The organism is Micromonospora sp. M51 (assembly GCF_018070305.1).
Classification (GTDB): domain Bacteria; phylum Actinomycetota; class Actinomycetes; order Mycobacteriales; family Micromonosporaceae; genus Micromonospora; species Micromonospora parva.
This window is the reverse complement of record NZ_JAGPXZ010001485.1, coordinates 1-483: the sequence shown is the minus strand read 5'-3', so window position 1 is coordinate 483 and position 483 is coordinate 1. Positions and strand designations below refer to the sequence as shown.

General features: G+C 73.7%; 1 protein-coding gene. It reads left to right on the top strand.

Features of this window, described 5'->3' with window-relative positions; all coding sequences use genetic code 11:
- On the top strand, positions 1-464 hold a 464-nt coding region (locus tag KBX53_RS35575; protein ID WP_210864096.1), incomplete at its 5' end, for a M48 family metalloprotease.
- Between the last annotated feature and the right edge of the window lie 19 nt (positions 465-483).

Below are 483 nucleotides of genomic sequence, written 5' to 3'. Positions count from 1 at the left end.
CGACCCCGGCCGAGGTGACCGCCGTCGTGGCGCACGAGTTGGGGCACGCGAAGGATTCCGACGTGGCGGTCGGCACGCTGACCGGGGCGTTGGGTGCGGCGGCGGCGGTGGTGGCGCTCTACCTGCTCGGCTCGTGGGGTCCACTGCTGCGGCTGGCCGGCGTCGACTCGGTGGCCCAACCTGCCGCGTTTCCGCTGCTGGTCGCCCTGGTCACAGTGGCCGGGCTGGTCGCCGCCCCGGTGCAGGCGCTGATGTCCCGTCGGGTGGAGGCGCGGGCCGACGCACACGCGCTCGCGCTCACCAACGACCCGGAGTCCTTCGAGTCGATGCAGCGCCGGCTCGGCTCGGTCAACCTCGGCGATCCCGACCCGCCCCGCTGGGAATACCTCTACTCGGCCTCGCATCCGTCCACCGTGGAGCGGATGGCCGCCGCCCGCGCGTACGCCCGGGAGGCTGGCCGATGAGTCGCACCCTGCTGATCAC